Source organism: Bacillus sp. AR4-2, assembly GCF_008274865.1.
In the GTDB taxonomy this organism is placed as follows: Bacteria; Bacillota; Bacilli; order Bacillales; family Bacillaceae_G; genus Bacillus_A; species Bacillus_A cereus.
The window spans coordinates 2589962-2615546 of the sequence record NZ_CP031062.1; the positions used below are offsets into that span (position 1 = coordinate 2589962).

Below are 25585 nucleotides of genomic sequence, written 5' to 3' on the forward strand. Positions count from 1 at the left end.
CGCCTTTTCATTTTTTATAATTTGTAATCACAAATTGTTTGTATTGGATTTTGAAGAATCGTGTTGATTAACCCCTGGATGTGATTTAATATTTCCTGTATTTTCTCTGTTTCATATACCGTTTGATCATATCCAAACTTTATTGTAAGTCTTTCTTCAGGGAAGCACATAATTCCATACTTTACATGTGGCTCATCAACAACTTCGTAATCCGTGATAGCAAAATGTCTGTTTTCATTTGAAGAAAAGATTGCTGGATTAGTTGGATAGTTTTCAAAAACCCAAAGATGGTCAGTCAACTCAGTTTTTAATTCACTTTGCTTTTGTATATCAACAAATGAATAGTATGCATACTCATTACATTTCAATGTCTCTAGTTGTACCTTTTGCAGGAAGTCCACAAAAGATTGCGTTTCTGTCCATGCTAATCGGATAGGCAAAACATTTGTGAACAGACCGAACATATTTTCAATTCCTTCTACTTCGGGGGGTCTGACTGATACTAGGTTAGGCAATACTACTTCTCTCGTTCCGTTGAATTTGCCAAGCAATATTCCCCATACAGCTAGTAATGCCGTATTCATAGTTATATTATTTTTAGTTACAAATGTCTGTAACTGATCAGTCAAATCCTTGTCTAATGTTAAATCCATAAAAGTGAAGTTTAACCCTTCACTTTTAGATGGGACTTTCTTTTTAGGAATACTAATTTTCTGATTGTATCCTGATAAATAATCTCGCCAAAAATGACGTGCTTTCTCATGATCTTGTGCCAAAGTCCAATCTATAAATGTTTCAAAAGGTTTTACCATGGGTAACCCCGCCGTAGTTCCGGCATTTGTAGTTTCGTAGAGCTGGAATAATTCGTCTATCAAAATGCTGACGCTCCAACCATCACATAATAGATGATGGGAACTCCAAATTACTTTATGCTCGTTATTACCTAGTTGGAATATACAGAGACGTGTCATAAGTTCATCATTTTTAAATCCTCGACTTAAATTTTCATTCATCCACTGTTTTAGGAATTCTTGCTGTTCTTGTTTCGTCATCTCAATCAAGTTTTTTATTTCTGAATTTATTTGAACATCATATAGAACAGCTTGCCAAGGTTTTGCTTGTTCATCTTGCACAATTATTGTTCTTAAAGCATCATGACGATCAACTAATTGTTGGAAACACTGAATAAAGAGTTTAATATCCAGCTCCCCCTCAAGTGCCCAAATTGTTTGTTCAAAATATGCATTTGTATCAGGTTCATTCGTAGCATGCTCATAAATAACTTCCTGGAAAGGTGCTAACGGGTAAATACGTTCTATTTTTATATCCGGCATTTTTTCTTGTATTTTGTTAAGTGTATGTTGATTAAGTTGTTTATCTTTAACATTTAGTAATGTAGCTTTATTATCGTTCATTATGTTTACATCATTTGTTTGTGAACTTGAAAACTGGTCTAGCTTTTTAACAAATTGAACCATGTCCCTTAATATAGGAAATGAAAATATATTTTTTGGTTCAAGCTCGAATCCTTGTCGATACAGTCTGACGGACACTTGAATCGCTTTTATCGAATCTCCACCTAAGGCGAAGAAATGATCATTTACTCCAACTTGATCTATTTTGAGTACTTCTTGCCAAATACTAGTTAATATTTTTTCCATTTCAGTTTTTGGGGCAATAAATACTTCATTTTTTTGTTTCTCCGGAGTAGGGAGCGCTTTTCTATCTAATTTACCGTTTGGAGTCAGGGGTAATTGGTCCAAATAAACAAAATAAGAAGGAATCATATAATCTGGCAAGTGATCTTGCAAATGCTTTCGTAGTTCTGTTGTACTAATATTTTGCTCAGTTACCACATATGCAACTAAAAATTTTATTCCGTTCTCATCTGTTTGATCAATTACGACAGCATGTTCGACTTGTTTATAAGTTAGAAGACAATGAGAGATTTCTTCTAACTCTACTCGATATCCCTGAATTTTCACTTGGTAATCTTGGCGGCCTAAAAATTCAATATATCCCTCAGAATGCATTTTTCCACAATCCCCTGTTTTATATATAAGACCAAAATCAGGATGTGACACAAACGCTTCATTTGTTTTCTTTTCATCATTTAAATATCCTTTAGCAAGGCCCACTCCCCCGATATATAAATCTCCAATTACACCAACAGGGCACATTTTCTTTTCATAGTTCAACACATAATACGTTTGGTTTGCCAAGGGCATCCCGTATGGAATACTATTCCAATGTGATTCCACCTGTTTGACCGGATAATAAATTGACCAAATCGATGCTTCTGTTGCCCCTCCTAGTGAGACTACTTCTGCAATCGGAAAATGTCGTTTTATTTTTTCTGGTAAAGAAAGCGGAATCCAATCTCCACTATGTAAAACTAAACGTAAAGAAGGATATTCAAAATGAGAACCTACTTGCTCCAATGCCAAATCCATGATTGCAGGCACTGTATTCCAAATTGTAATCCCTCTACGTTCGACAGTGCGGATTAATTCTTGCATGTCTCTCGGATCACGAATCATTACTAACATTGCACCTGTGCTTAAAGCTCCGAAAATATCGTATACAGATAGGTCAAAACACATGGAAGAGATACCAATAATACGATCATCTTCATTCACCTCATATTTTTGATTTATGTCTTGAATAGTATTTGTAACCGCTTGGTGAGTAATAATTACTCCTTTTGGTTTTCCTGTACTTCCTGAAGTGTATATAATATAGGCAATATCTTCTGGACCAGCAATAGTGGGCATATCTTCTGTTGTATAAAATGACAAATGATTTTCTTCATAAAGACTAGGTTCTAATAAAAGCTTGCATGAGCTATTTTTTAAAATATATGTTTGGCGATCTAAAGGATGATCGGGATCAATCGGAACATAAGCGGCACCTGATTTTAAAATACCTAACATATTAACAATTGTGTCAACTCGCCTTTTTGCTAAAAGACCCACTTTGTCACCTAGACCAATACCTTGCTCTTTTAAGAAGTGGGCAATTTGATTAGAACGTTTATGAAGTTCCGAGTATGTTAACCATTCTTGTTCAAATACCACTGCTACTTCATCCGGTGTACGTTTTACTTGGTCTGTAAATAATTGATACAGAGTAGTTGAAGGTTTTTTTTCTGTTGTTTCATTGTATTGCTTAATTAAAGTTTGATCCGATTCTTTCATCTGTAAAGATGTTATATCGCTTTGTTTCACCAATTGTTCCAATAAGTCAACAAATTGGGAAAACATTGCTTCTATTACATCAACATCAAACAACTCTTCAACATAGTTCCAGCTAATTAATAACTCTCCATTTTTTTCAATTACTACATTATCCAAATACACTTGTGGAGTCCGAGCATGAATATAGCGAAGAGAACCAAGTTGTTCCCAAGAGAAAGCACCTGCACCCGCTAACATCGAGGTGAAAACGATTGGCATAACTGCTTTTGGCGTCATTTGATGATATCGAGTAAAATCTCGAATAAAGTTAACTCCATCGTAATGACGATGTTCAAGGCCATCTAATAAAGTAGCTTGCGTTTCTTTTACTCTAGTAAAGAAAGTTTGCTCTGGTTTTACATCAACATCCAATAAAATAAGTGATGTGAAATCTCCAACAATCTGTTCTACTTCATCATGAACAGGATAACGGTTAAATACAGTCAAGTTAATTGCTAATCGACGTTGATTACTCCAATATGCCAACACATCACCATATATTGTACAAAGTAGAGCGGAAGGCGTTACCTCTTTCTCTTGTGCTAACTTTCGTAGCTTTGTCCATTTTTTATTATCCAGGATTTTTGTAAGTGATTGGAATTTAGGAGTAGCAATCTCTGCTGGATCCTTTTTTAACAGCAAAGAAGGTGCAAACGGAAAGTCAGGAAGCTTACTTGTCCAATAATCTTTTGCTGTTTTATATTCTTCGCTTTGTTCCATTTCATCATAGATAAACATATAATCTTGAAAATCAAAAGATAAAGATTCTAATTTTTGATTTGGTTTATAATAATAATGCAACAAATCCTGTCCAACAATGTTCATGCTTGCTCCGTCCATTAATAAAGCATCGTATCGAAAACATAATAAATACGTGTCTTCTTTTAAAAGAAAAGCTTTCAATTCAAACAAAGGCCATTGCCCCAAAGGGAATACATGGTTAGTCATTCGAGAACGCTCTTCTTGTAAGCGAGCATGTTGATTCCTATCATCTAAATCTATGAGACTCACTATTTCAATCTCGTAATCAGGAACGCTTTGTAATATTTGCTGTTTTCCCTCTGGTAAAATTACAGCTCGCAACATTGGATGACGATGAATTACCTTTTGAAAACTTTTTGAAAGACGATTGATATCCAAAGCTGTTTCATATTCAAAATATGTTTGAGGGGAAATACCACTTAATTCAAACTGTGAATTCCGTCCTATCATATACGCTGTCTGAACTTCTGTTAAGGAAAATGGCTTAGACAAATCTTTAACATGAGTTGGTCTACTTTCAAGGTTTTCCTCTTTATGCTCTAGCTTTACACAAGAACTCAGTTGAGCGATTGTGGGGTGCTTAAAAAAATCTGTTGTACTTATTTTTAAGCCGTCTTTTCTTAATAAATTAATTACCTGAAGTGCTTTAATAGATTCTCCTTTTAATGCAAAAAAATTATCATGAATACCGATTCCCTCGATCTCCATAACTTTTTCCCATGCACGCACTAATTTTTGTTCAATTTCATTGCGCGGAGCAACGTATGGAATTGATACATAATCCGTTTGTGTTATATCCAACAATCTTTTTCTATCCACTTTTCCATTTGGATTCAATGGAATCTCTTCTACCTGAATCATTTTTTCAGGAATCATAAACTCAGGTAATTTATCACTTAAATATTTTCTGATTTCATCAAAAGACACCTTGTTATCCGATACATAGTAGGCAGCTAATAATTTCCTATTTCCATACACTTGATCAACAACGATAGCCTGGTTTATTTCTGGATATTCCCTTAATTGAGTTTCGATTTCTCTTAATTCAATCCGATACCCCCGAATTTTCACTTGATGATCCATTCTACCTAAATATTCAAGTTCTCCATTAGGCAACCAACGAACGAGATCACCTGTATGATACATCATTTCCCCTGCCGCAAAAGGACTCGGTACAAACTTTTCATCTGTCAGTTTATTTTTACCAAGATACCCTCGTGCTACCGCTACGCCAGCAATGCAGAGTTCACCGGGAATTCCAAATGGTTTTAATTGGCCATACTTATTCAATATATAGGAATGATAATTCGGGTTAGGTTTGCCAATCGTAACTTCTTTGGAAGTGCTCAAGTCTTTTACTGTTGCGCAAATGGTTGTTTCTGTGGGACCATAAATATTTAAAATTGTTGCTTCACTGATACAACGAATTTTTTCAACCAAATCAATGGAAAATGATTCTCCTGCTAATAAAATAGATTTTAAATCTTTTAGAAAAATCGCCCCTTCTGGATCACTCAAAATCACTTCCATTCGCGATGGCGTTGATTCCCATAAATCCACCTTATGTTTTTTGACCAAATGAGCCAATTCTTTTGTTGCAAACTGGTCCTCTGTAGCAATTACTACTTTTGAACCTTGCGTTAAAGGAAGACATATTTCTAACAAGGAAATATCAAAAGATACACTAGCAAGAAACAAGAATGATTGATTAGCTTTTACTTTTTCTCTCATTACATTTAAAAAATGAACTAGCGATTTTTGTTCTATCATTACCCCTTTTGGATTTCCTGTCGATCCTGATGTGTAAATAACATAAGCTAAATCATTAGGATTATGTTCTCGTACTAAATTACTTTCTTCACCTTGAAAAAGATATTCTTTATCAAGATACAGTACTTCACCTGCAAATTGTGGCAATACTTCCTCTGTTCGCTTACTAAGTAAATATTTTGCTTGACTATCTTGTAACATATATTCAATTCGTTCAGTTGGGTAGTTAGGGTCGATTGGTAAATACGCTGCTCCTGCTTTTAAAATCCCCATCATACCAATAATCATTTCTAATGACCGATCTACCATAACGCCAATAATACTTTCTTTTGAAACACCTTTACTTTGAAGAATAGAAGCCAATTGATTCGCTTTCTTATTCAATTCTCTATATGTCAAAGATTGATCATTACAAACAACAGCAATTTGATCTGGAGTTTTTAATACTTGCGCTTCAAACAAATCTTGAAATGATTGAAACAAGTCTATGCCCGTTTGAAAAGTATTCAATCCTTCTAACAACTCTTTTTCTTCTTCTGCAATAATACAAATATCTTTCAATGCCAAATTCGGATTTTGTGAAACTTGCTTTAAAACATAACAATACGAATTGGCAAACTGTTGCAAAGAAGAGAATGAACGGGACTTGCAAGAAATTTGAAATTCAAATTCATTATGTATTTCATTCCATTTTCTTCGTATCCATAGGGCTAAATTATTCTCTGCGTATTCTTCTAGCGAATTTTCATTATGTAATCCTTCCATCCCGATTACAATTTGAAAAGGAGTTAAATTGTGTTTAACTAATAATTCAGAGAGCGGATACTCCTGATTTTCATACCCGAATAAAGTCGTTTGTTCAATCTCATTTACTAATTGTTTAAAGGTGTGATGCGGCTGGATTTCACTTCCTAAAGGAATCAATTTATTAAGATTCTCACTTTGTTCAAGATTCTTTTCAATTATAGGAATACCAATAGTAATTCTTTCTTGATCTGTATAATGTGCCAAACAAACCCTTAAAGCGGCTTGAAACCAGCTAAATAATAATAAATCTTGAGACTTACTTATTTTTTGTATACTTTTACTAAATTCTACATTCACTATGACTTGAACGTATTCACAAGGTGTTTCTTTATTTAGTTGGTAATCGTTATTAAATTTAAATACAGAAAAATCGAGAATCTCGGAAGATAATTGCTCCTTCCAAAACGCTTCTACTTCTTTATTTTCATGAATCGAACTTCGATCTTTAATGTGCATTTTTATCTTTATCCCCCTAATATTCATTTCTTCTACTCGTTAATTTTCAAGCCAACTTCAAGCCCATGAAGAAACACTTGATGATTATCCAAACATAAAAATTGCTGAATCTCTTCAAATTTCATATGACCGACTGAACAAACCCCTAAATTTAATGTCTCAGCAACCATATTTAAGGTAGCAGTGATAATGCCTGACTCAATACAAGCAAATAAATATCCATCTGAACCGTATTTCGGGATGGAAGCGTTCGCATTATAAACCAAATAAACTGAGAAGGCAGATTGAGTAAATAAATCCTGATTAATTAACTCATGATCACTTTTGATTACTTGATCAATGTTGTTTACAATCACAAGACTATTTTTTGATGGGTTATAATAATAAAATCCAGCTTTCATATCCTCTATACGTTTTGGTTTTACATAAACAAAGATATCAATGGGATAGAGCCCGCCTGCACTTGCGTAATGATAGTATATTTTTTCTTCCCTAACCTGTTTTAGAGTTGATAAGAATCGGGAAAATTCCGAAAAACTAATATGTTTTTCCATATCAAATTGACGACAAGACCTACGTTCCTTGATTATAGTAGGTAGCTCATTTGTTGTTTCAAGTTGAATTTCGGTCGACCGTGCAGCAACGTGCGTGCGATTTAATTGTTTACTCATATATTTATCTAACTTTTCTTTAGAAAAGCGAATCTGGTTGCTATATGGATTTGAAAAAATCTTTTCTTGTGAAGAAAATACTTCTCTTGGGTGTAATATATTACTTACTAACACACGATTTTTTATCATGAGCTCTATGTTTTTTTTTGTCTCTTCTACATTTCCTAACGAAAAGCGCTCTACTAGTTCACTAATTTTCACACCTTTTTGAGCCATAAAATAAAAATCTGGAAACCACTCAGACAGAATACCTGTAAATCTCATTTCCCCTATCAAAACTTCATTATGCAACTTCTCCCAATGCTTAATCGGAGACCAGTAATAAATTTTCTCGCTCATATAACCCTCCATAAACATTTAACTTATTTTTGAAATGCAATTTTCTAATTTACAAAAATTTTTTCGGATTCTGCTCCTTGTCTCATAGTGATTATAAATACATGCACTTTAACGAAACTTGAAAATAATGAAATAACTTTTTCTTCATTAAAATTTTTTATTTCATCATAAAAAATGATTTCTTTTTGGATATTTCACATCCTTTCCCATAGTAATCCTATAAGGTATAAACCATTTGTAACATTGAGAATATTCATGTATTTCCAATGTGAAATTATTGTAATGGATTGGAGAGCGGTTGAATATAGTTATTAAATCAAATAATGTTGAGAAAGTTTTATTTATTATATCGATAAAATTTTATGATGTAATTTATTACAAATAGATTAAGAAAAGAGTTTTAAATTTTTCTTAATCAGTTAGTGTGAAAATATCACATACTATTACATACAATCGAGTTACTTACATTTCATATTCAAAATAGAGAAAAGACACCTTGAATGGTGTCTTTTCTCTATTTTAATTCCATATACTTTTTACGCCTTTGTTATTTTTAAACGATTTGTAGGAGTTAATACAACTCGAACATCTAGTTCGTTATATGTTCGAATATATAATAAACATTATATGAATTACGAATGTATTTCAGGTAATTTTATAAATAAACTCAAAGATATCTTCTCCTCCTACTGTCATAAAAGAAATAATCTATTGCTTATTTCTTTTATTAAATTGTAATATAATTACAGTATGTGAAATTATATTACATTAACTTTAAAAGCGAAGTGAGAATAATCTTCACTTCGCTTTTTTCATTTGCAATCCTTGTTAAATTTGCTCAATGCAGTATTTATTTCCACATTCTTCGCTTTTATTTAATCGGTTTCTCTGTTTTTAAGACAAATGAACTTAATGCAGGAACTTTAATTTTATTGTCATGGACAACATAAAGTAGTTTACTTCCCGCCTGCTTGCCATCTACTAGTACTTTCCAAGGCCCTTTCGATGGAAGTGTTATTTCAACAGCTTCTCTATTTGCATTGTGAGCCACTGTAAAGTATTCATGTTTATTCCCCTCTATTATATAAGCTACAGTATTTTTTGGAGCATCAATAAATGATACGTGTGTTTTTATTTGCTCTGCAGATGTCATTCGAAAAGCTGAGTACTTTTTGCGTAATTCTATTAAACCCTTCATATAATCTACTTCATTATTAAACGTTGCACGGCGCAGCCAATCCATCTGGTTAATTGAGTCTGGAGATTTGTAACTATTATGATCACCGTATTTCGTCCGCATAAACTCTTGCCCTGCATGTAAAAATGGAATTCCTTGTGATGTTAATAAAATCGAAGAAGACAATTTGTGCATTTGTGTTCGCACTTCATCGCTGTCACCTGGATTAGTTAACTCAAGTTTATCCCATAATGTATGATTGTCATGTGCTTCCACATAAGTTAGCACCTGCTCTGGATCTTGATAGGTAGACGAATTTGTATCGTAGTCAATACCTGCCGTAATACCTTTTTTAATACGATCTTCCATGTTTTCCTTTCCATTTATAAAACCATTTTCTTTTTCCTCAAATACACTACCTTTTAACCCATCACGTATATTATCGTTAAAATGAGCAATCCCTTTCATTTTCTCTGCATTTTTTTGATTTGCTTTCAGCTCAGCTGCAAGAGGTGTATTTAAATCCCATCCTTCTCCGTGTAGTATAATAGAAGGGTCAATTTGATTAACAGCTTTACGTATTTCATTCATCGTTTCATAATCATGAATACCCATTAAATCAAAACGGAATCCATCTAAATTGTATTCTTTTGCCCAATATGTGACGGAATCTATCATAAATTTCCTCATCATTTTTCTTTCTGAAGCAGTATCATTTCCTACTCCAGTTCCATTTGCAAATGTTCCATCTTCATTGTAACGATAATAATAACCTGGAACTAACTTATGGAAATTAGATTCAGCAGCGTTATACATATGGTTATATACTACATCCATCACCACTCGAAGATTATTATCATGTAGTGTTTGAACCATTTGCTTTAATTCAGTTATTCGCACAGTCGGCTCATAAGGATTTGTAGAATAGGAGCCTTCTGGAACATTGAAATTTTTAGGATCATATCCCCAGTTATATTGCGGTTCATTTAAAGTCTCTTCATTTACAGAAGCATAATCAAATATCGGTAAAAACTGAACGTGAGTAACACCAAGATCCTTTATATGATCAAGTCCTGTTTTTACACCTTCTGGCCCGTTTGTTCCTTTTTCTGTTACACCTAAATACTTCCCTTTCTGTTTAATACCACTTTCAGATTGAATGGAAAGATCGCGTACATGTAACTCATAAATAATAGCATCTTCCGGATTTTTAAATTTTGGCTTTTTGTTTGCTTTCCATTTTTTCGGATTTGTTTCTTCTAAATTAACGACTGCACCTTTATCCCCATTTACAGAAGCAGCACGCACATATGGATCAACCGCTTCAGTCCACTTATCACCAATTTTGACCTTATACGTATAAAAGAGCCCTTTTTGGTTCCCCTTTAGTTCTGCTGTCCAAGTTCCCTTTTCACCTTGTTGCATGTTTATTTCAGCACCTATTTTATCGTTCCAGTTTTTATATGTAACTAACTTCGCTTCGCTTGCAGTAGGAGCCCATAAACGGAACTTTGTATGTTGCGGAGTATATGTATTTCCTAAATCGTTACCACCATAATAAAATAAATTATCAAATTCTTCGCTACGAATGACTTTACCAATTTCAGTATTCGTATCAGCTAAGTTTTCTATTTTAACTTTGTATGTTTGTTTTAAATCAATTTTCTGTTCCGTAATTATTTTGACCTTATTAGTAATATCTCCACTGTTTATATCATAAGGAGTAATATTCTTAATTTTAATGCCTTCAATTTCAATTTTCTTTTCCTTAATATGAAACGGGACATTAGTCGTTACAGTAATTTCATGGAAACTATCAATAGTTGCTTTTTGAATTGAGAGATCCGATGATGGCTTAGAGTTATATACTTTTTCATCACCCGAAAGAATCCATACTTCAGCACGACCGTCCTTTATATTTTCAATCCAACGATCCCCACCATCTTTTTCCCATTCATTTGTTCGAACTATAAATCCTACACGATTATAGTCACCGTCTATTTTTATCTTAGCGTATTTTCCAAATTCATCTTCACCAGTAAATTCATAAGATGTACCATTTGCATTTTCTCCCCATAACCAAAGATTCCAGTCTTTTGTATTTCCAAGCTTTTCTTTGTAATGAATGATAATTTCAGTTGTTTTCGAATTTGAAACTGCCTTCACACTCTGAAAGGAGAAAACAGATGATAACATAACGATTAAAGTAAGTAATAAAACTGTTTTGTTAATTAATCTTTTTATAATTTGCACCACATACACCCTTTCTTCAAATATTACTAACGATTTATTATGCTTTCACTACATAACACTGCTTAAATTAATCTAGAAATCTCTTTTACTTCACCTCCATATTGGCTATTTTCACGTATGTATTTCAATGACCTTTTAATACGAAAACGTTTGCATTAGTGCATAAAAAAATAGATTTTTTTATGCCTTCATATATTTGTAAATACTAAAAGATCAGGGAAAACATTTTAAAGCAATCGTTTGTTATCGCTTTCATTTTATAGACTTTCTATCAAGAGGTCAATATATTATTAATTTTCTGTTTTTATATATTTTAAACCTTATTTATTTGTCACAACTTCTTACAGATAAAGTGCCTCATTATTGCTTAGTCAGTTTATTTTCAATAATACATTGCTACGTAAAAAACAGCTAATATCCTTAAAATGACATTAGCTGTTTTTCATAATGTATTAATATATGAATGATAACTATATTTCTAAATTACTTAATTTTTGCTGCATCAAATGCTTTTTGAACTGCTTGAACTTCAGCTGTATTCGCACCATATTTATTAGTTGCCACTCGAATACATGCTGATCTCAATTCTTTGAAATTAGAAGTCATGTTTAACTCATCTGTATTTGCATAATAGAAAATATCAAACATTTTATCTTCACCAATTCCTTTAACAGTTACTCCGTTATGAGTTCCGCCTTTTGCAATCAGATACGCAACTTTATTAATAATACTTGAATTAAAATGAACACCGCCTTGATCCCATCCATTAAAATCGTTAAATTCACTGTAATCATCTGGATAAGGCACTCCAAGTGAAGATGGAACAGAAGCTGGGTTTTCCATATCACGGAAAACAGATCCCGTTTGTTCTCCCATTGTCCAGTTAAAGTTTCCATTATTTACGTATTTCTCAATAGATGTTCCCATAATATCAGATAGCGCCTCATTAATCGCACCGGATTCCCCGTAATATTCAAGATTAGATTCGCTAGAAGTAACAGCATGTGTAAATTCATGTCCAGCTACGTCATATGCTTTAACAATAGGATCGCCATATACAAGCATACTTCCATTATTAGCACTTAATGCATTCTGCCAATTTTTCGGATCATTCGTCTCTTCAGAATCCCAAGCGTGTACAACTGAAACTACCTTTTGTCCCTTATTATCAAAGCTATTACGCTTGTATTTATCTTTATAAAAATCAAATACTTTTGTTGCTAAGTAATGAGCACTTACTGCTTTTGGATCGTTAAATGTTGCCGAAGTACTTGTCGCTAATGTACCAGGATAATAGCTTTCTTCTTTAGTAATATCTCTGTAATTCACATCATATGTTTCAATGCCTTGCCCTCTTGTATAATCAGCAAGAGCATATTTGCCATTACTTTGTTTAGAGATACCAAATGAACGATTAATACCTAAATCATCTTTTCCTGTTCCCGTTAATGATGTAAGGCTGCTTTGTTTACTTTTCTTTAAGGCTCCAACTAGTTTTTCACTTGCTTTTAAGTTAGATTCTTTTACCATATTTTTTAACATATCACCATTTTGTGCATTTACTAAATAAGTACCAGAAACATAGTTTGGTGTTGCAGCTTCGAAGGTAACTTGGTATGCATTGCTAGCTTGTCCATTATTTTCATCAACAAAAATAACCTCTTTAACTTCTGGCTCAGAAATAAATTTGATATCGTTCCCGTATTTCGTATAAATATATTGTTTTGCTTCATCTTTTGATAGATTAATAGTTTTTTTCAATTCTTCTTGTTTTAAATTTTGCGCGCTATCGCCTGAAACACTTTTAATAACACCCTTATTATCTACGTGTGCAGTTAATTGATGTCCATATACTTCTTTTCCTTCGTATGTTTGCTGCATACGCACAAGTGTAGTTCCATCATACGAACCACGTTTTTGAAGGACTTTATAATCTACTCCTGCTTCTCCATTGACTTGTTTTTGGGACAGAGCTTGTTCTGTTTTCTCCTTAAGTGCATCCTTTACTACATTTTCTGGTGCCTTTTGTGACGGCTGTGTAAGTTCACCCGAACGGAACGATTCCTCCTGAATTTGAACTTGTAGTTGATCTGTTTCCTCTGCATGACCTACCCCATATGGTGCCACAGCTGTTAAAGCTAATCCTGTTGTTAATGCTACCTTAGTTAATGTCTTTTTGTTTTTCATTATTTCACCTCGTATAATTTTTGAAATAGAAAGCTTGTACAAAGTATACTGTCTATTAATGTCTAAAAAAAGAGAAAATACACAATTTATGTAACATTATGCAAAATTACATAAATTAAGGATGATGCTACAATTAAAGAACAACTCATATAAATGCATTAATTTCAATAAAAAAGAGCTCCCTAAGACGCTCATCCAATTGGTTAGTTATTAATTATCTATATTCATTCTAATAAAAGTATACTTACATCTAAATAACAACATAAAAACCCACTCTTAACTATTTTAAGAGTGGGTTTCATGCTATTAAAATAACAATTACTATAAGAAATTTTATAATTTATATTTTTTTAGTAATCCTACTAAGTTTTTTGTAAAATTCACCTTTTGTCTTTACATGATTAAACTGATTTGGATTAATATTTGCTTTTTGTGAGAGTAATATAATCTCTTCTTTTGAAATTGAGTCTTTCGTATTTATAGATGCTATATTTGTGTATTTTCCGTCTTCTGTTTTTGGAATTTCTAAAATCCCTTTATTCACAAGATCAACTACCGCCTTATGCTCTGAAGAATGTAAATCTACACCAGTAATTTTCCAATTACGCATAACTTTTGGCGTGTATACACCGTTCTTTACCTCTTTTAAATATGTAATAGCAAGGTTACGAATGGTCCCACCTGTTTCTCCAAATGCATTCTCTTGTTTAGATGACCAAATTTGTTCAAACTTACGCCCCTCTAAAGCTCCTCCTTTTGCCTGAAGAGCCTCCATTCTATATGCATTCATTCCCAGCGTCATAGCATCGCTCATTTTGATTGGTTTGTTTGTACGAATAGAGCGTAAATTTGTAATTCTACTTCCATATGGTTTTGTTAAGTCAATTTCGTATTTTACGCCTCCAAAGAAATCGTTCGTACTGTATTTAGAGGCACGGCGGGTTTTATCAAAGCTAACGGTTACATCTCCGGCACGAGATGAGTTAAAATATCCTGCTGCCCATTCCATATAGTCTTTTAAATCTTTTCCAGAAATCTTATATACTGTAATTTCTCCCAAGGCATATTGGTAATTGTACGCAATATCTTTTTTCTTAATAGGACCTATATCTAAACGGGCATAATCATTATCAATTTGATGGGCTACTACATCTGCTTTACTGTAGTAGAGCATGACTTCATGAAAGAAATCTGATAAAGGTGTTTCTTGAATCTGAACACTTGGAATACCCTTTATTTCATTTTCAGGAACAAGATTTCTACCCTTTAATTGAGCGACTACAACATTTGCATCTCCTCTCGCATATTCGTGAAAAGGTGTTAATGTTTCTTCAAGTGTAGGATCAGATAATATTGTTGTTCCATCAGCATTTTTTACAGGTATAGCGGTAGCAGTTTTATTTTTTAAAGCCAACTTCCCATCTTGCTTTGTAAAAGTAAGGTCAATACGTGAAATATGTGTTCCATATTTATCTGGTTCTGTAATAATTACGCCATTTACAACTTCTTTTTTTACAAGTTTATGCATGTGAGCCGCAAAAATAGCGCTTAGTTCCGGACAAGCATTTGCAATATCTTGAACACCAGTACCAGGGATACCATTCTCATTTTCTAATCCCATATGCATAACTCCTACCATTACATCTACTTTACCTTCTAATTCCTTAATTGCCTTTTTCGTCTCTTCTACCGGATTTTTCACCACTAAACCATTTAAGTGATCTGTCCCTTTTTCAAAATCACTAATCATTGGTGTATTCATACCAATAATCCCAACTTTAATTCCACCTTTTTCTACAATTGTATATGCAGGAAGAAAGCGCTCTCCATTTTCCTTATAAATATTTCCTGCTAACGTTTTTCCCTTATATTGCTCACTAACTTTTTTCAATGTATCTAATCCAAAGTTGAATTCATGATTTCCAAATGCCCAGGCGTCATATCCCATTGTATTCATCGCTACCATCATTGGCGATTGTGGCTTATCGTTGAATAATTCTACTGAGTTTCCTTGAATTGTATCCCCGGCATCTACTAATATGGTATTTGGATTTTCTTGACGGACCTTCTTTATAACCGTATAAAGCTGTGTCAAACTTCCACTCATATTTGCTCCATCAAGCGCATAATCCCAAGGCATAAATCTACCATGAATATCTGCAGTACCTAACAATGTGATATTAACTTCAGATTCCTCAGCCTTAGAGATAGGTGGTTTGACTATTACTGCTGTTCCAAGCAGTAATAGAATTACAAAGTAACATACAAAGTTCTTCCATTTCATTTTTTGCATAATAATAATATTTCTCCCCTTTTTGTAATTTCATAAAGTTGCTTGAACTTTAAAAATGTAACTTATTATTCAGGAAACTTCAACTACAAAAGATAATTTTGAAGGTGGTTCTGTTGCAAAAATAAAGAGAATAAATTGCATACATCCTCTAACAGAATTGTATTTTATCATTTCCTGACAGAATACCCCTTTCTTAAGAGTGTGAAGTGTACTTTCAAAATAAGGACATATCATTTATCATCATAAAAATCATCATTTCAATTTATTAAAACGGGCATATACAATATGTTATGATGATTAATTTTTTGAATTTCGTTACTGATTTATCTCCTTCTAAATAAAAACACTTTCAAAAAAATAACCCCGCTCTTCATTTAAGACGGGGGTTACACTTATACAGAAAATCGGATAGTTTCATATTTTCTTAAGCTTATTGGTTACTTTCAACTAATTTCATTCTATTTTTGGTTTCTTCTGAATCAATAAGAATCAACCGTTTTCCCCTGTTTATAATACGTATCGATAATAAATAGGGAATAATTTTTACTTTTCAATTTCACAAAGCAATTTTATCTCTTTGATTTGTAACATATGACGCTGTTCATGCAAATAGATCAGTTCTATCCACTGATCAAGGGGCAATTCTCCAAGAGCTGGATGCATCACTGATTTTTTCGCTAATACAGACTCATCTTCTATTGTACTCAGGAAACGCATCAATTCTTTTCTTGATTTGCTTAGCATATTGAGCATTTGCTGCACTTCAAATGGTTCTATACTTGGTTCAATCATTTCTGGAGCTATAAACTTTTTCGTTCTATCTAATAAAATAGTGTGAATTTCTTTACGCTCATTTTGGGTACTATCTAACTTTTTTAATCCTGACGAAATAACTGTTATCACTCTCTCATCTAATAAAACTAAATGATGACAAACTTGTGCAATACTCCATTTATCCTTATCTGGTTTCCTATTAAATTGAGCATTACTCAACAAAGTAATTTCCTCAACTAATTGATTTCTCGTTTCATAAAACTTGTCATTTACAATTGTATCCATGTGGATTCTCCTTTCATTGCAGCCTACATACCTAAATTTCTACGCTAGAAATATTATCTTCGAAAAAAGATTTTCTTTCACTACTATTCCAATTTCATTTTAAAACCACAAATGAAGTTATTTGTTTTTTATATATTTTTAATTGGCACAAATAAATCAACCTTTAACTTTCCTTCTAGATCTTCAGCAACATTATTTAAGCAAAACTCTAAATTATCTCTATCATAATCTGCATCATACTCACTATTTGGTAGCCACTCTGCATACATGTATTGATACACTTCACTTAATTTATGAGGTTCATCATAGAACTGGCATAGACCATATGTACCTCCATCTAATCTTTTAAATTGCACAGTATGATACTTTTCTTTATCGAAGTTTTCAGGAATCGTAATACATGCATCATGCCGGCACTTATGACTTGCAACAAGTTCAGGATTATCCAATGATATTCCGATAAATGATTGCTCTGGTGGATACAGTTTATTTTCAATTGACCAATTCAGTAACTTTCCCCAGTGATCTTGCGGTTCAAAGTAGCTACCAGTTCGTCTTATATACGCTACTTCTAATGGTGGTAATTTTTTTATAACAACTTTCATTTATATCTTCTCCCCTATAAATATGTACACTGTTTAATTAGCTTTCTTTAACATTTATTCCTTCTTAAATAAAAAGAATTCTCTAATCATATAAAGTGAAACTTTAATCAGCGGGAGATGAATTTGAATTGAAATATAATTGATTACTATTACTACTAAAGTAGTATGTACTTTCATACTTTTATTTGATTTTACATTCTTTTTAAAAGGTGGAGGATTTTAATTGATTAAAGGAATATACGAAGCGCATTTACCAGTATAATGTCCTATCAATTTATCATTAAATAAATGTAAAAAATGACCCTATTTATTCATTTTTAATGCGTATGTATGTACATTTGTTAATTTATTCGATATATTATGGGTATTGAATGATTACGTGAAGTGTATAGGTCGCTTATATAACACCTTATATTTTTATATCCGTGAAAACTACAAAGTGTATGAAAATCCATTTGTCAAATGAATTTAGTGCGGAAGGAGGTTTGTGGTTACTTCATAGGGTATAATAATCAGTTTTTTACTGATAAAAATATAGGAGGCGACATAATGTTTCGTACGATTTCAAATTTCATGAGAGTAGCTGAGATAAGAAGGAAAATCCTTTTTACACTAGCGATGTTAATCGTTTTTCGAATTGGCACGTTTATTCCAGTTCCTCATACTAACGCAGAGGTATTAAAAGTACAAGATCAAGCTAACGTTCTAGGTATGTTAAACGTATTTGGCGGAGGAGCATTGCAACACTTCTCAATCTTTGCTGTAGGTATTACACCATATATTACAGCTTCCATCATAGTACAGTTACTACAAATGGATGTTATACCTAAATTTTCGGAATGGGCAAAGCAAGGAGAAATGGGCCGTAAGAAATCAGCTCAATTCACTCGATACTTTACAATCATTCTCGCATTCATACAGGCCATCGGAATGTCTTATGGCTTTAATAATATAGCAGGTGGACAATTAATAACAGATCAAAGCTGGACTACATACTTATTTATTGCGACAGTTTTAACTGCAGGTACTGCATTTTTACTTTGGTTAGGCGAACAAATTACCGCTAACGGAGTTGGTAATGGTATTTCGATGATTATCTTCGCAGGTCTTGTTGCTGCGATTCCAAATGTTGCAAATCAAATTTATTTACAACAATTCCAAAATGCTGGCGATCAGCTATTTATGCACATAATAAAAATTGTTTTAATTGGACTCGTAATTTTAGCGATAGTTGTTGGTGTTATTTACATTCAACAAGCTGTACGTAAAATACCGATCCAATATGCAAAAGCTGTTTCAGGAAACAATCAATATCAAGGAGCAAAAAACACTCATTTACCGCTTAAAGTAAATAGTGCTGGTGTTATACCAGTTATCTTTGCTTCTGCATTTTTAATGACGCCGCGTACAATTGCGCAGCTCTTCCCTGATTCAAGCGTATCAAAATGGTTAGTTGCAAATCTTGATTTCGCACATCCAATTGGAATGACACTTTATGTCGGTCTTATTGTTGCTTTCACATACTTCTACGCATTTATTCAAGTAAATCCTGAACAAATGGCTGAGAATTTGAAAAAGCAAAATGGATATGTTCCTGGTATTCGTCCTGGTAAAGCAACTGAACAATATGTAACTAAAATTCTATACCGTTTAACATTTATCGGTGCAATTTTCTTAGGTGCTATTTCTATATTACCGCTCGTATTCACGAAAATTGCTACGTTACCACCTTCTGCTCAAATTGGTGGTACAAGCTTACTTATCATTGTCGGTGTAGCACTAGAAACTATGAAGACGTTAGAAAGCCAGCTTGTAAAACGTCATTATAAAGGCTTTATTAAAAAAGTGAATTAATTATCAAAAACACAGTTGGTTATTTTTTCAACTGTGTTTTTGATTTTATCAGTCCTGTAATATACAGGGCTGTTGCTTTATTAAACTACATCTCCTTCTCTAATAACCGCCCTTTTTTGAAATAAGTCCGTAGTGTTGAACGATTGGCCAAAAATACACCAATCAATATAAGACAAGCCCCCATTCCCATTGTAGGATTTAAAGGTTCTCCTAAAATGATATATCCCACAATTATTGCAATTAATGGTGATACATATAACCACGTCGATGGAAATACTGGATTTGTTTTTGATAAGAGCCAGTAATATAATCCGTGTCCACCAATCGATCCGATAAATATGAGATATAAAATAGGCCATTGCACACTCCATGAAGTTAATACGGTTACATTTGGTTGTTCTACAATAATAGATGCGATTAGTAGTAAAATCCCTCCATAAAACATTTGAATACCGTTAATAAGAAATGGTGATACATTTGATAAATCTGACAGTATTTCTTTCGAACGAATAGAGCCTATTCCGTAAAATAACTCCCCTATAACTAAAACAATACAAGCAATACTCCATATGAAACTTACTTGTTGATGCATTCCTGGTAAAGAAACAAATATAACACCTATTAGTGCAATAACTAAAGCAACGAGTTGTTCCTTTTGTAATTTCTCCCTATTCCTCTTTGCTTGTATTAATAAAATCATCATTGGTCCCGTAGCAGAAAGAACAGCAGCTAATCCCGAAGAAATATATTGTTCTGACCAATATAAACTTGCGAATGTCATAAATGTTAAACAAAATCCAGCATACATAATGCGTTTTGAAAATATATGTGGCATAATTTCTTTTCGCTTTAATTTAAAAATAATCATAAGGATTATGCCCGCTAAAAAGAAGCGAATTCCTGCTGAAAACAACGGTGGCGCCCCTGCTTCAATTCCAATTTTTATCGTTAAAAATGTTGTCCCGAAAATAATACATACTAAAATGTAATTAAAAATGACCATTTTGCTTCCTCCTTTTTACTCTTAGAATGAGTATAGAGGCTATGGTGTATAACAGTGTATCGGTACATATAACAGTTACTTCAAGTTGTAGTTGATTCCCTATATATTTTTCGCTTTAATTAAGTTAAAAAGAAAAATAGGTGAACCTATGAAAATTGTATTGCGTAAAGAAACAAACATACCGTATTACAAGCAAATATATATGCAAATTGTTGACAGAATACAAAGTGGTATGCTTTCACATGGTGAATCTCTTCCTTCTTTACGTTGTATGGCCACAGATTTACAAATCAATGTATTAACAGTTCGTAAAGCGTATAAACAGTTAGAAACGAAAGGGTATATACGCATCGAACAAGGAAAAGGTGCTTACATATATAAACGGGTAAAGAAAGATTTCAAACCAATTCCGTATAAATGGCAACAAACGAAAACGATTAATGTTATGCGTTCTCAATATGCAATGAATAAGCACCGTAAATATTATAATTTTTCACAAGCAATTCTGTATCCTCGTCTGTTACCAAATCCATTTTTGGCAGATGAAATGCATAAATTGCTGGATAAAAATCCGATGTTGTTAGCAACTTATGGGCCAGTTCAAGGCGATTATGAATTGCGAGTTGAAATAGCAAATTACTTACATGAACACCAGAAATTAGTGACAGACCCATCTCAATTATTAATTACAAGCGGCGCACAACAAGGAATTGATTTAATTGCTCAAACATTATTAAAACCTGGAGATATTGTATTGGTAGAAAGTCCATGTTACAGTGCTGCGCTTGATATTTTCATCAATAAAGGTGTTCAAATCATTCCCGTTTCTCTTGATAATCATGGAGTTCGCTCCGACTTAATTGATGATATTTGTCAAAGTAAAAATCCCGTTTTATTGTATACGAATCCCACCTTCCAGAATCCGACAGGTACAGTAATGAGTAAAGAACGAAGAATGGAACTTATAGAACTATCGGAGCTATATCAATTTTTTATTATTGAAGATGATTCTTTCGGAGAAATATATTTTGAGGATGCTATAATCCCGCCCCCAATCAAAAGTTTTGATAAGGATGGCCACGTAATATATATAAAAGGATTTAGTAAAACGTTAGCACCAGGACTGCGTATTGCAGCACTTATTGCCGATGGTCCTATTTTTGAATGGCTATATGCAGTAAAAGGTTCAATGGATATCGGTAGTCCTTTATTAACACAAAAGGCACTTCTACCGTTTTTACGTGCAGAACGTATGAAAAACCATTTAGAAAAATTACGTACAGCTTTACAAATGAGACGTGATTTAACAATTGATATATTATCGCCATTAAAAGAACTACACTTTGAAATACCAAATGGAGGTTTTAATTTATGGGTGACACTACCTGATTCGATAGATCCCTTTACCTTATTACAAAAAGCAAATGAAGTAGATGTCTCTTTTTTACCAGGAACAGCTTGTCTATTAAACTACGAAACAAATGATAACCAATTAAGAATTAGCTATTCAATGTTAAACGAGAAAGATATGGAAATTGGATTAGAGAAATTACATGATACAATACGAAAAAGTATTTGTTAGAAGCAATATCACATTAGCCAACAATAAATAATACCCGCAAATGAAAATGTATAGTATGGGATATTATCTATTGTTGAGCTTTTTCGTTATTCTTAACAACCGGTTTTAAAACTTGTCTTTCTTTTAATTCTTCAACACTGCCATATCGATCAATAACGATTGCTTTCATTTCCTCTCCTCCTTGCTGTTTATTTTAATAACATACAATTATTTCTCAAAATTTTTTGCCTTGAATTACCATATACTTATTTTTGGGGGTAATTATGCAAAAAGCATTATAAAGTAAAACTTTAATCATTCCTCACCAATCGGGCTCTTACTGCCCGGCAAATAGCGGGATGAATTTCAAAAAGAATCTTACACACATCTTAGAATTATTCAAAACTGTATTATTAATTAAATTCAAAAGAAATGGGGCTAACTTTATGAGTGAAAAGATATTTAAAATAAACGGTATTGATATATGTACAGAAAGCTTCGGTAACTCTAATGATCCCGCTATTTTATTAATTATGGGAGCTACTTGTTCAATGATATATTGGGATGAAGAATTTTGTGAACAGTTGGCGAACACAGGAAAATTTGTTATTCGCTTTGATAATCGCGATGTTGGACGCTCTGTTACATATGAACCTGGCACTTCAAATTATTCAGTAACAGATATGGCTGAAGATGCAATCGGGGTATTAGACGCTTATCATATTGATAAAGCCCATCTTTTTGGTATGTCATTAGGTGGTATGATTGCTCAAATTGCCGCTGTAAAACATCCCGAAAGAATTTTGACGCTAACTTTACTAGCGACTAGTGTAATAGGATCTGATAATAATACTCGCGATTTACCCCCAATGGATGAAAGGATTTTAACACATCATGTAAAGAGCGCAAGTATTGATTGGACAAATAAAAATGATGTGGCAGAGTATTTAGTTTCAGGATCTCGTCTATTATGTGGATCAGAACGAATATTTGATGAAAATAGAGTTTATACACAAGTAAAACAAGAAATAGAACGCGCAAACAATTTATTAAGTATGTTTAATCACGCTTTACTTCAAGGTGATGATGCATATGAAGGTGTACTTCACTCCATACAAGCACCAACATTGGTTATTCATGGAACAGACGATACAGCACTCCCATTTGAACATGGCCTCGCACTAATTGATGAAATTCCAAGCTCAGTACTATTAACTCTTAAAGGGGCAGGTCATGAAAATCATCCAAATGATTGGGAAAGCATAATTACTGCGGTTTCTAAACATACATCTGAAATTTAGACAAACAAATAATTAACAGAAGGGGCACAAATTGTATTGTGCCCCCTTCCATTTACAAACAAAAACCCATCACTGTATTCGTATGTATAGTGATGGGACTTCTTATATTTTTCTATGTTTAAAAAAATGGACAATCTAATTGATCAACAGATTCCCATAATTTTTTTTTTGCATTTTCGGTGGATGTATTTGCTTCTAGTGTCATGTTTTTAAAAGGGTTTACTTCGACTTTTAATAAGGATGAAGGCTCCACATATAATGAGAAAACATGGCTGCTTGGTAAAGCTTTTGAAACGTCAATATCTCCTACTTGTTTAAATAATTGCTGCGCAGCAAAAAAGAAGAAATTAGTTGGATTTGATTGTTTATTCAGCCACGCAAGCATTTCAGGTGATACCGATTTATGAATATTGATTTTTACTCGATCACCACGTTTATATCGCCTAGATCGCATACTTCCACCAACTAACTTATCGTTAAGTTTGTAAATCCTAACTCTTTTTGCTTATGCTCTCTATATTTTGGCGAACAAGTATATACTAATAATCCTCGTGCATTTGTAAATAACGGATTATCTACAAAGATTACATTTTTGAGTCGTCCTTTTTGCTTTAAAATCATTTTTAAACTATTTTTAATAATTACTGCACCCCCGCCATAAATAAACACGTATGGATCGTCTTTCATATCATCAATTTTATTTATAATATCTGTTGCGACACGCGCTGCTAAACCTAATAGTGCCGGCTGTGATTCCTCAACTAATAAGGTATTTCTCGGATGCGTATCATTTAAATAAATTTGATTGAATTCTGTAATACTATCAATCGTCTTAGTTGGATACTTCCGGTTCCATCTCGTAATGATTTGTAGTAACGTCTCTTTTACACCATAAGATAAACCTTTACTTAGTTGCGGACGGAAATTTACCCCTAATGAAACAACTTCTTCTGTCGTCCCTGCACCAATATCAAAAGAGAGTAGAGTTTTATCTACAAAATCAATTTCAGAAACTTGATTTTGCTCACATTCTATTTTATGTTTCACAACATTTCCTTCTTCATCGTATACAATGCCCCACGTCCCAGAAGCACCCTCAGGCAGGCATTTACAATACTCAATTGAAACATTAATTGTCACATCGCGTCCGTTCGGATAATGGAAAATAACCTTATGATTTCCCATATAACGTTTTGCATTTTCAGCAGCTATTTCTTGTGTAATAAGCTGCATAGGAAGAGCGACAGATAAATCATAACGAATATTAATATGGCTAGAAGTTGGACTTTGACGCATAGCGCTTACCGCCAAACCTGATAGTATTGTAATAACCATTAACTCATCCGTTGACTTATTTGATTTCTTCTCTACCTCAGTACCTTTTAATTGATCTTGAATAACTTTTTCTCCAACGATGTATCGTACATTATTTAGCATTAACGATGGCGAACTTATAGTCACATCAATGTGGTTTTCTAATTCAGATAATGAAACATCTACCTCATCTAAGAGTCCTGTAGGCTCACCTATATATAAAGAATAAATACTCGGAATAAAAATAGGGTCTTGCCCTTTCACCATTAACTTCAAACCGTTGTTTCCTGCATCTGCACCAGCTTTTAAAAGTATAGACATAACTACCCCCTAAATTAATCTGACATCCCTTCCAAATATATGCGAGCCCATTCTTTTACATTCAAATGTATTGTAATTTTTTATTTATCATAAAACCAAAATATTGCATACTTACATATTTCGTGTAAAAAGTATTTGACATGATACTTTTCCAATTTTATACTTATATTTGTAAAAAGTTTTTTACAATCGAGGGGGCAATTATTTATTGAATACTAAAAAAACTATTTTTATAATCATTGTTTTAGCATTAATTGCAATACTAGTACATGGCACATATAAATACATAACTGAAGGTTCTATTTTAGGTGGTACGATTTTTGCTATTTCGTTAATACTTAGTAATTTAATTAATCACATTACTTGGGGAGATCCCCACGGTGTGTCAGAAGAAAGTCAAGATGAGATGGGACAACAAATTACATATAAAAGCTTTAAAATTGCGTATTTTGTGCTTGTAGTTGTAATGTTCCTTTTATTAATCTTCTCCGAAGGATTTTCTATGGGGGCTAATTTAGATGGAGTAAAAAACCTCCCCCTGTTCATCGCAATTTGCTCTTCATTCTTTATTTATCCTATTGTCGAACTCATAGTTGCAAAACAATATAAGTAAAAA

14 protein-coding genes are annotated in these 25585 nt (G+C 33.1%); 4 read left to right on the plus strand and 10 right to left on the minus strand.

Features of this window, described 5'->3' with window-relative positions; genetic code table 11:
- Nucleotides 1–14 precede the first annotated feature (14 nt).
- The 7 genes from DN399_RS13370 to DN399_RS13400 all read right to left on the minus strand — a co-directional run bounded on the left by DN399_RS13370 (nucleotide 15) and on the right by DN399_RS13400 (nucleotide 17615).
- Complete coding sequence (locus tag DN399_RS13370; protein WP_149149690.1) at nucleotides 15–7031, minus strand: non-ribosomal peptide synthetase; 7017 nt, start codon at nucleotides 7029–7031, stop codon at nucleotides 15–17.
- 32 nt (nucleotides 7032–7063) lie between these two features.
- Nucleotides 7064–8041 carry a SagB/ThcOx family dehydrogenase gene (locus tag DN399_RS13375; protein ID WP_006922689.1) on the minus strand — a complete coding sequence of 326 codons (978 nt, stop codon included), beginning with the start codon at nucleotides 8039–8041 and terminating at the stop codon, nucleotides 7064–7066.
- Between the two features lie 871 nt (nucleotides 8042–8912).
- Nucleotides 8913–11471 carry a type I pullulanase gene (gene pulA, locus DN399_RS13380; RefSeq protein WP_149149691.1) on the minus strand — a complete coding sequence of 853 codons (2559 nt, stop codon included), beginning with the start codon at nucleotides 11469–11471 and terminating at the stop codon, nucleotides 8913–8915.
- A gap of 483 nt (nucleotides 11472–11954) precedes the next feature.
- Nucleotides 11955–13658: a M4 family metallopeptidase gene (locus DN399_RS13385; RefSeq protein WP_000791448.1), complete on the minus strand. Its 1704-nt coding sequence runs from the start codon at nucleotides 13656–13658 to the stop codon at nucleotides 11955–11957.
- Nucleotides 13659–13998: 340 nt separating this feature from the next.
- On the minus strand, nucleotides 13999–15951 hold the full coding sequence (locus DN399_RS13390; protein WP_001171052.1) for a bifunctional metallophosphatase/5'-nucleotidase: 1953 nt from the start codon (nucleotides 15949–15951) through the stop codon (nucleotides 13999–14001).
- Nucleotides 15952–16494: 543 nt separating this feature from the next.
- On the minus strand, nucleotides 16495–17010 hold the full coding sequence (locus DN399_RS13395; RefSeq protein ID WP_025709449.1) for a DinB family protein: 516 nt from the start codon (nucleotides 17008–17010) through the stop codon (nucleotides 16495–16497).
- A 128-nt stretch (nucleotides 17011–17138) separates the two neighbouring features.
- Complete coding sequence (locus tag DN399_RS13400; RefSeq protein WP_149149692.1) at nucleotides 17139–17615, minus strand: AraC family transcriptional regulator; 477 nt, start codon at nucleotides 17613–17615, stop codon at nucleotides 17139–17141.
- A 549-nt stretch (nucleotides 17616–18164) separates the two neighbouring features.
- Between DN399_RS13400 and secY the strand changes: the two genes are divergently transcribed.
- Nucleotides 18165–19469 (plus strand): preprotein translocase subunit SecY, encoded by a 1305-nt coding sequence (gene secY / locus DN399_RS13410; RefSeq protein WP_000490135.1) that lies wholly within the window; start codon nucleotides 18165–18167, stop codon nucleotides 19467–19469.
- An 85-nt stretch (nucleotides 19470–19554) separates the two neighbouring features.
- Here the strand turns inward: secY and DN399_RS13415 are convergent, their stop codons facing one another.
- Nucleotides 19555–20472, minus strand: coding sequence for a DMT family transporter (locus DN399_RS13415; RefSeq protein WP_000234337.1), 918 nt, complete (start codon nucleotides 20470–20472; stop codon nucleotides 19555–19557).
- Nucleotides 20473–20620: 148 nt separating this feature from the next.
- On the opposite strand from DN399_RS13415, the gene pdxR reads away from it, so the two are divergent.
- On the plus strand, nucleotides 20621–22054 hold the full coding sequence (pdxR, locus tag DN399_RS13420; protein ID WP_006922681.1) for a MocR-like pyridoxine biosynthesis transcription factor PdxR: 1434 nt from the start codon (nucleotides 20621–20623) through the stop codon (nucleotides 22052–22054).
- A 425-nt stretch (nucleotides 22055–22479) separates the two neighbouring features.
- Nucleotides 22480–23334 (plus strand): BCA family alpha/beta fold macrolide esterase, encoded by an 855-nt coding sequence (mleBCA, locus tag DN399_RS13425; RefSeq protein WP_001290786.1) that lies wholly within the window; start codon nucleotides 22480–22482, stop codon nucleotides 23332–23334.
- A 118-nt stretch (nucleotides 23335–23452) separates the two neighbouring features.
- Here mleBCA and DN399_RS13430 read toward each other — a convergent pair whose 3' ends face one another.
- The gene (locus DN399_RS13430; protein ID WP_001257761.1) at nucleotides 23453–23788 is read right to left on the minus strand and encodes a hypothetical protein; all 336 of its coding nucleotides are present in this window, start codon (nucleotides 23786–23788) and stop codon (nucleotides 23453–23455) included.
- Between the two features lie 11 nt (nucleotides 23789–23799).
- Complete coding sequence (locus DN399_RS13435; protein WP_000025623.1) at nucleotides 23800–24969, minus strand: ParM/StbA family protein; 1170 nt, start codon at nucleotides 24967–24969, stop codon at nucleotides 23800–23802.
- A 208-nt stretch (nucleotides 24970–25177) separates the two neighbouring features.
- Here DN399_RS13435 and DN399_RS13440 point away from each other — a divergent pair, with 208 nt between their 5' ends.
- Entirely contained in the window at nucleotides 25178–25582 is a 405-nt protein-coding gene (locus DN399_RS13440; RefSeq protein WP_001093141.1) for a hypothetical protein, read from the plus strand.
- Nucleotides 25583–25585 lie beyond the last annotated feature (3 nt).

Bases quoted from the DNA above. Each gene is read 5' to 3' on its own strand.
- DN399_RS13385 (WP_000791448.1), bottom strand. From the start codon at position 13,658: ATGAAAAACAAAAAGACATTAACTAAGGTAGCATTAACAACAGGATTA.
- DN399_RS13395 (WP_025709449.1), bottom strand. From the start codon at position 17,010: ATGGATACAATTGTAAATGACAAGTTTTATGAAACGAGAAATCAATTA.
- DN399_RS13390 (WP_001171052.1), bottom strand. From the start codon at position 15,951: ATGCAAAAAATGAAATGGAAGAACTTTGTATGTTACTTTGTAATTCTA.
- DN399_RS13435 (WP_000025623.1), bottom strand. From the start codon at position 24,969: ATGTCTATACTTTTAAAAGCTGGTGCAGATGCAGGAAACAACGGTTTG.
- secY (WP_000490135.1), top strand. From the start codon at position 18,165: ATGTTTCGTACGATTTCAAATTTCATGAGAGTAGCTGAGATAAGAAGG.
- DN399_RS13430 (WP_001257761.1), bottom strand. From the start codon at position 23,788: ATGCGATCTAGGCGATATAAACGTGGTGATCGAGTAAAAATCAATATT.
- DN399_RS13370 (WP_149149690.1), bottom strand. From the start codon at position 7,031: ATGCACATTAAAGATCGAAGTTCGATTCATGAAAATAAAGAAGTAGAA.
- DN399_RS13415 (WP_000234337.1), bottom strand. From the start codon at position 20,472: ATGGTCATTTTTAATTACATTTTAGTATGTATTATTTTCGGGACAACA.
- mleBCA (WP_001290786.1), top strand. From the start codon at position 22,480: ATGAGTGAAAAGATATTTAAAATAAACGGTATTGATATATGTACAGAA.
- DN399_RS13400 (WP_149149692.1), bottom strand. From the start codon at position 17,615: ATGAAAGTTGTTATAAAAAAATTACCACCATTAGAAGTAGCGTATATA.
- DN399_RS13375 (WP_006922689.1), bottom strand. From the start codon at position 8,041: ATGAGCGAGAAAATTTATTACTGGTCTCCGATTAAGCATTGGGAGAAG.
- pdxR (WP_006922681.1), top strand. From the start codon at position 20,621: ATGAAAATTGTATTGCGTAAAGAAACAAACATACCGTATTACAAGCAA.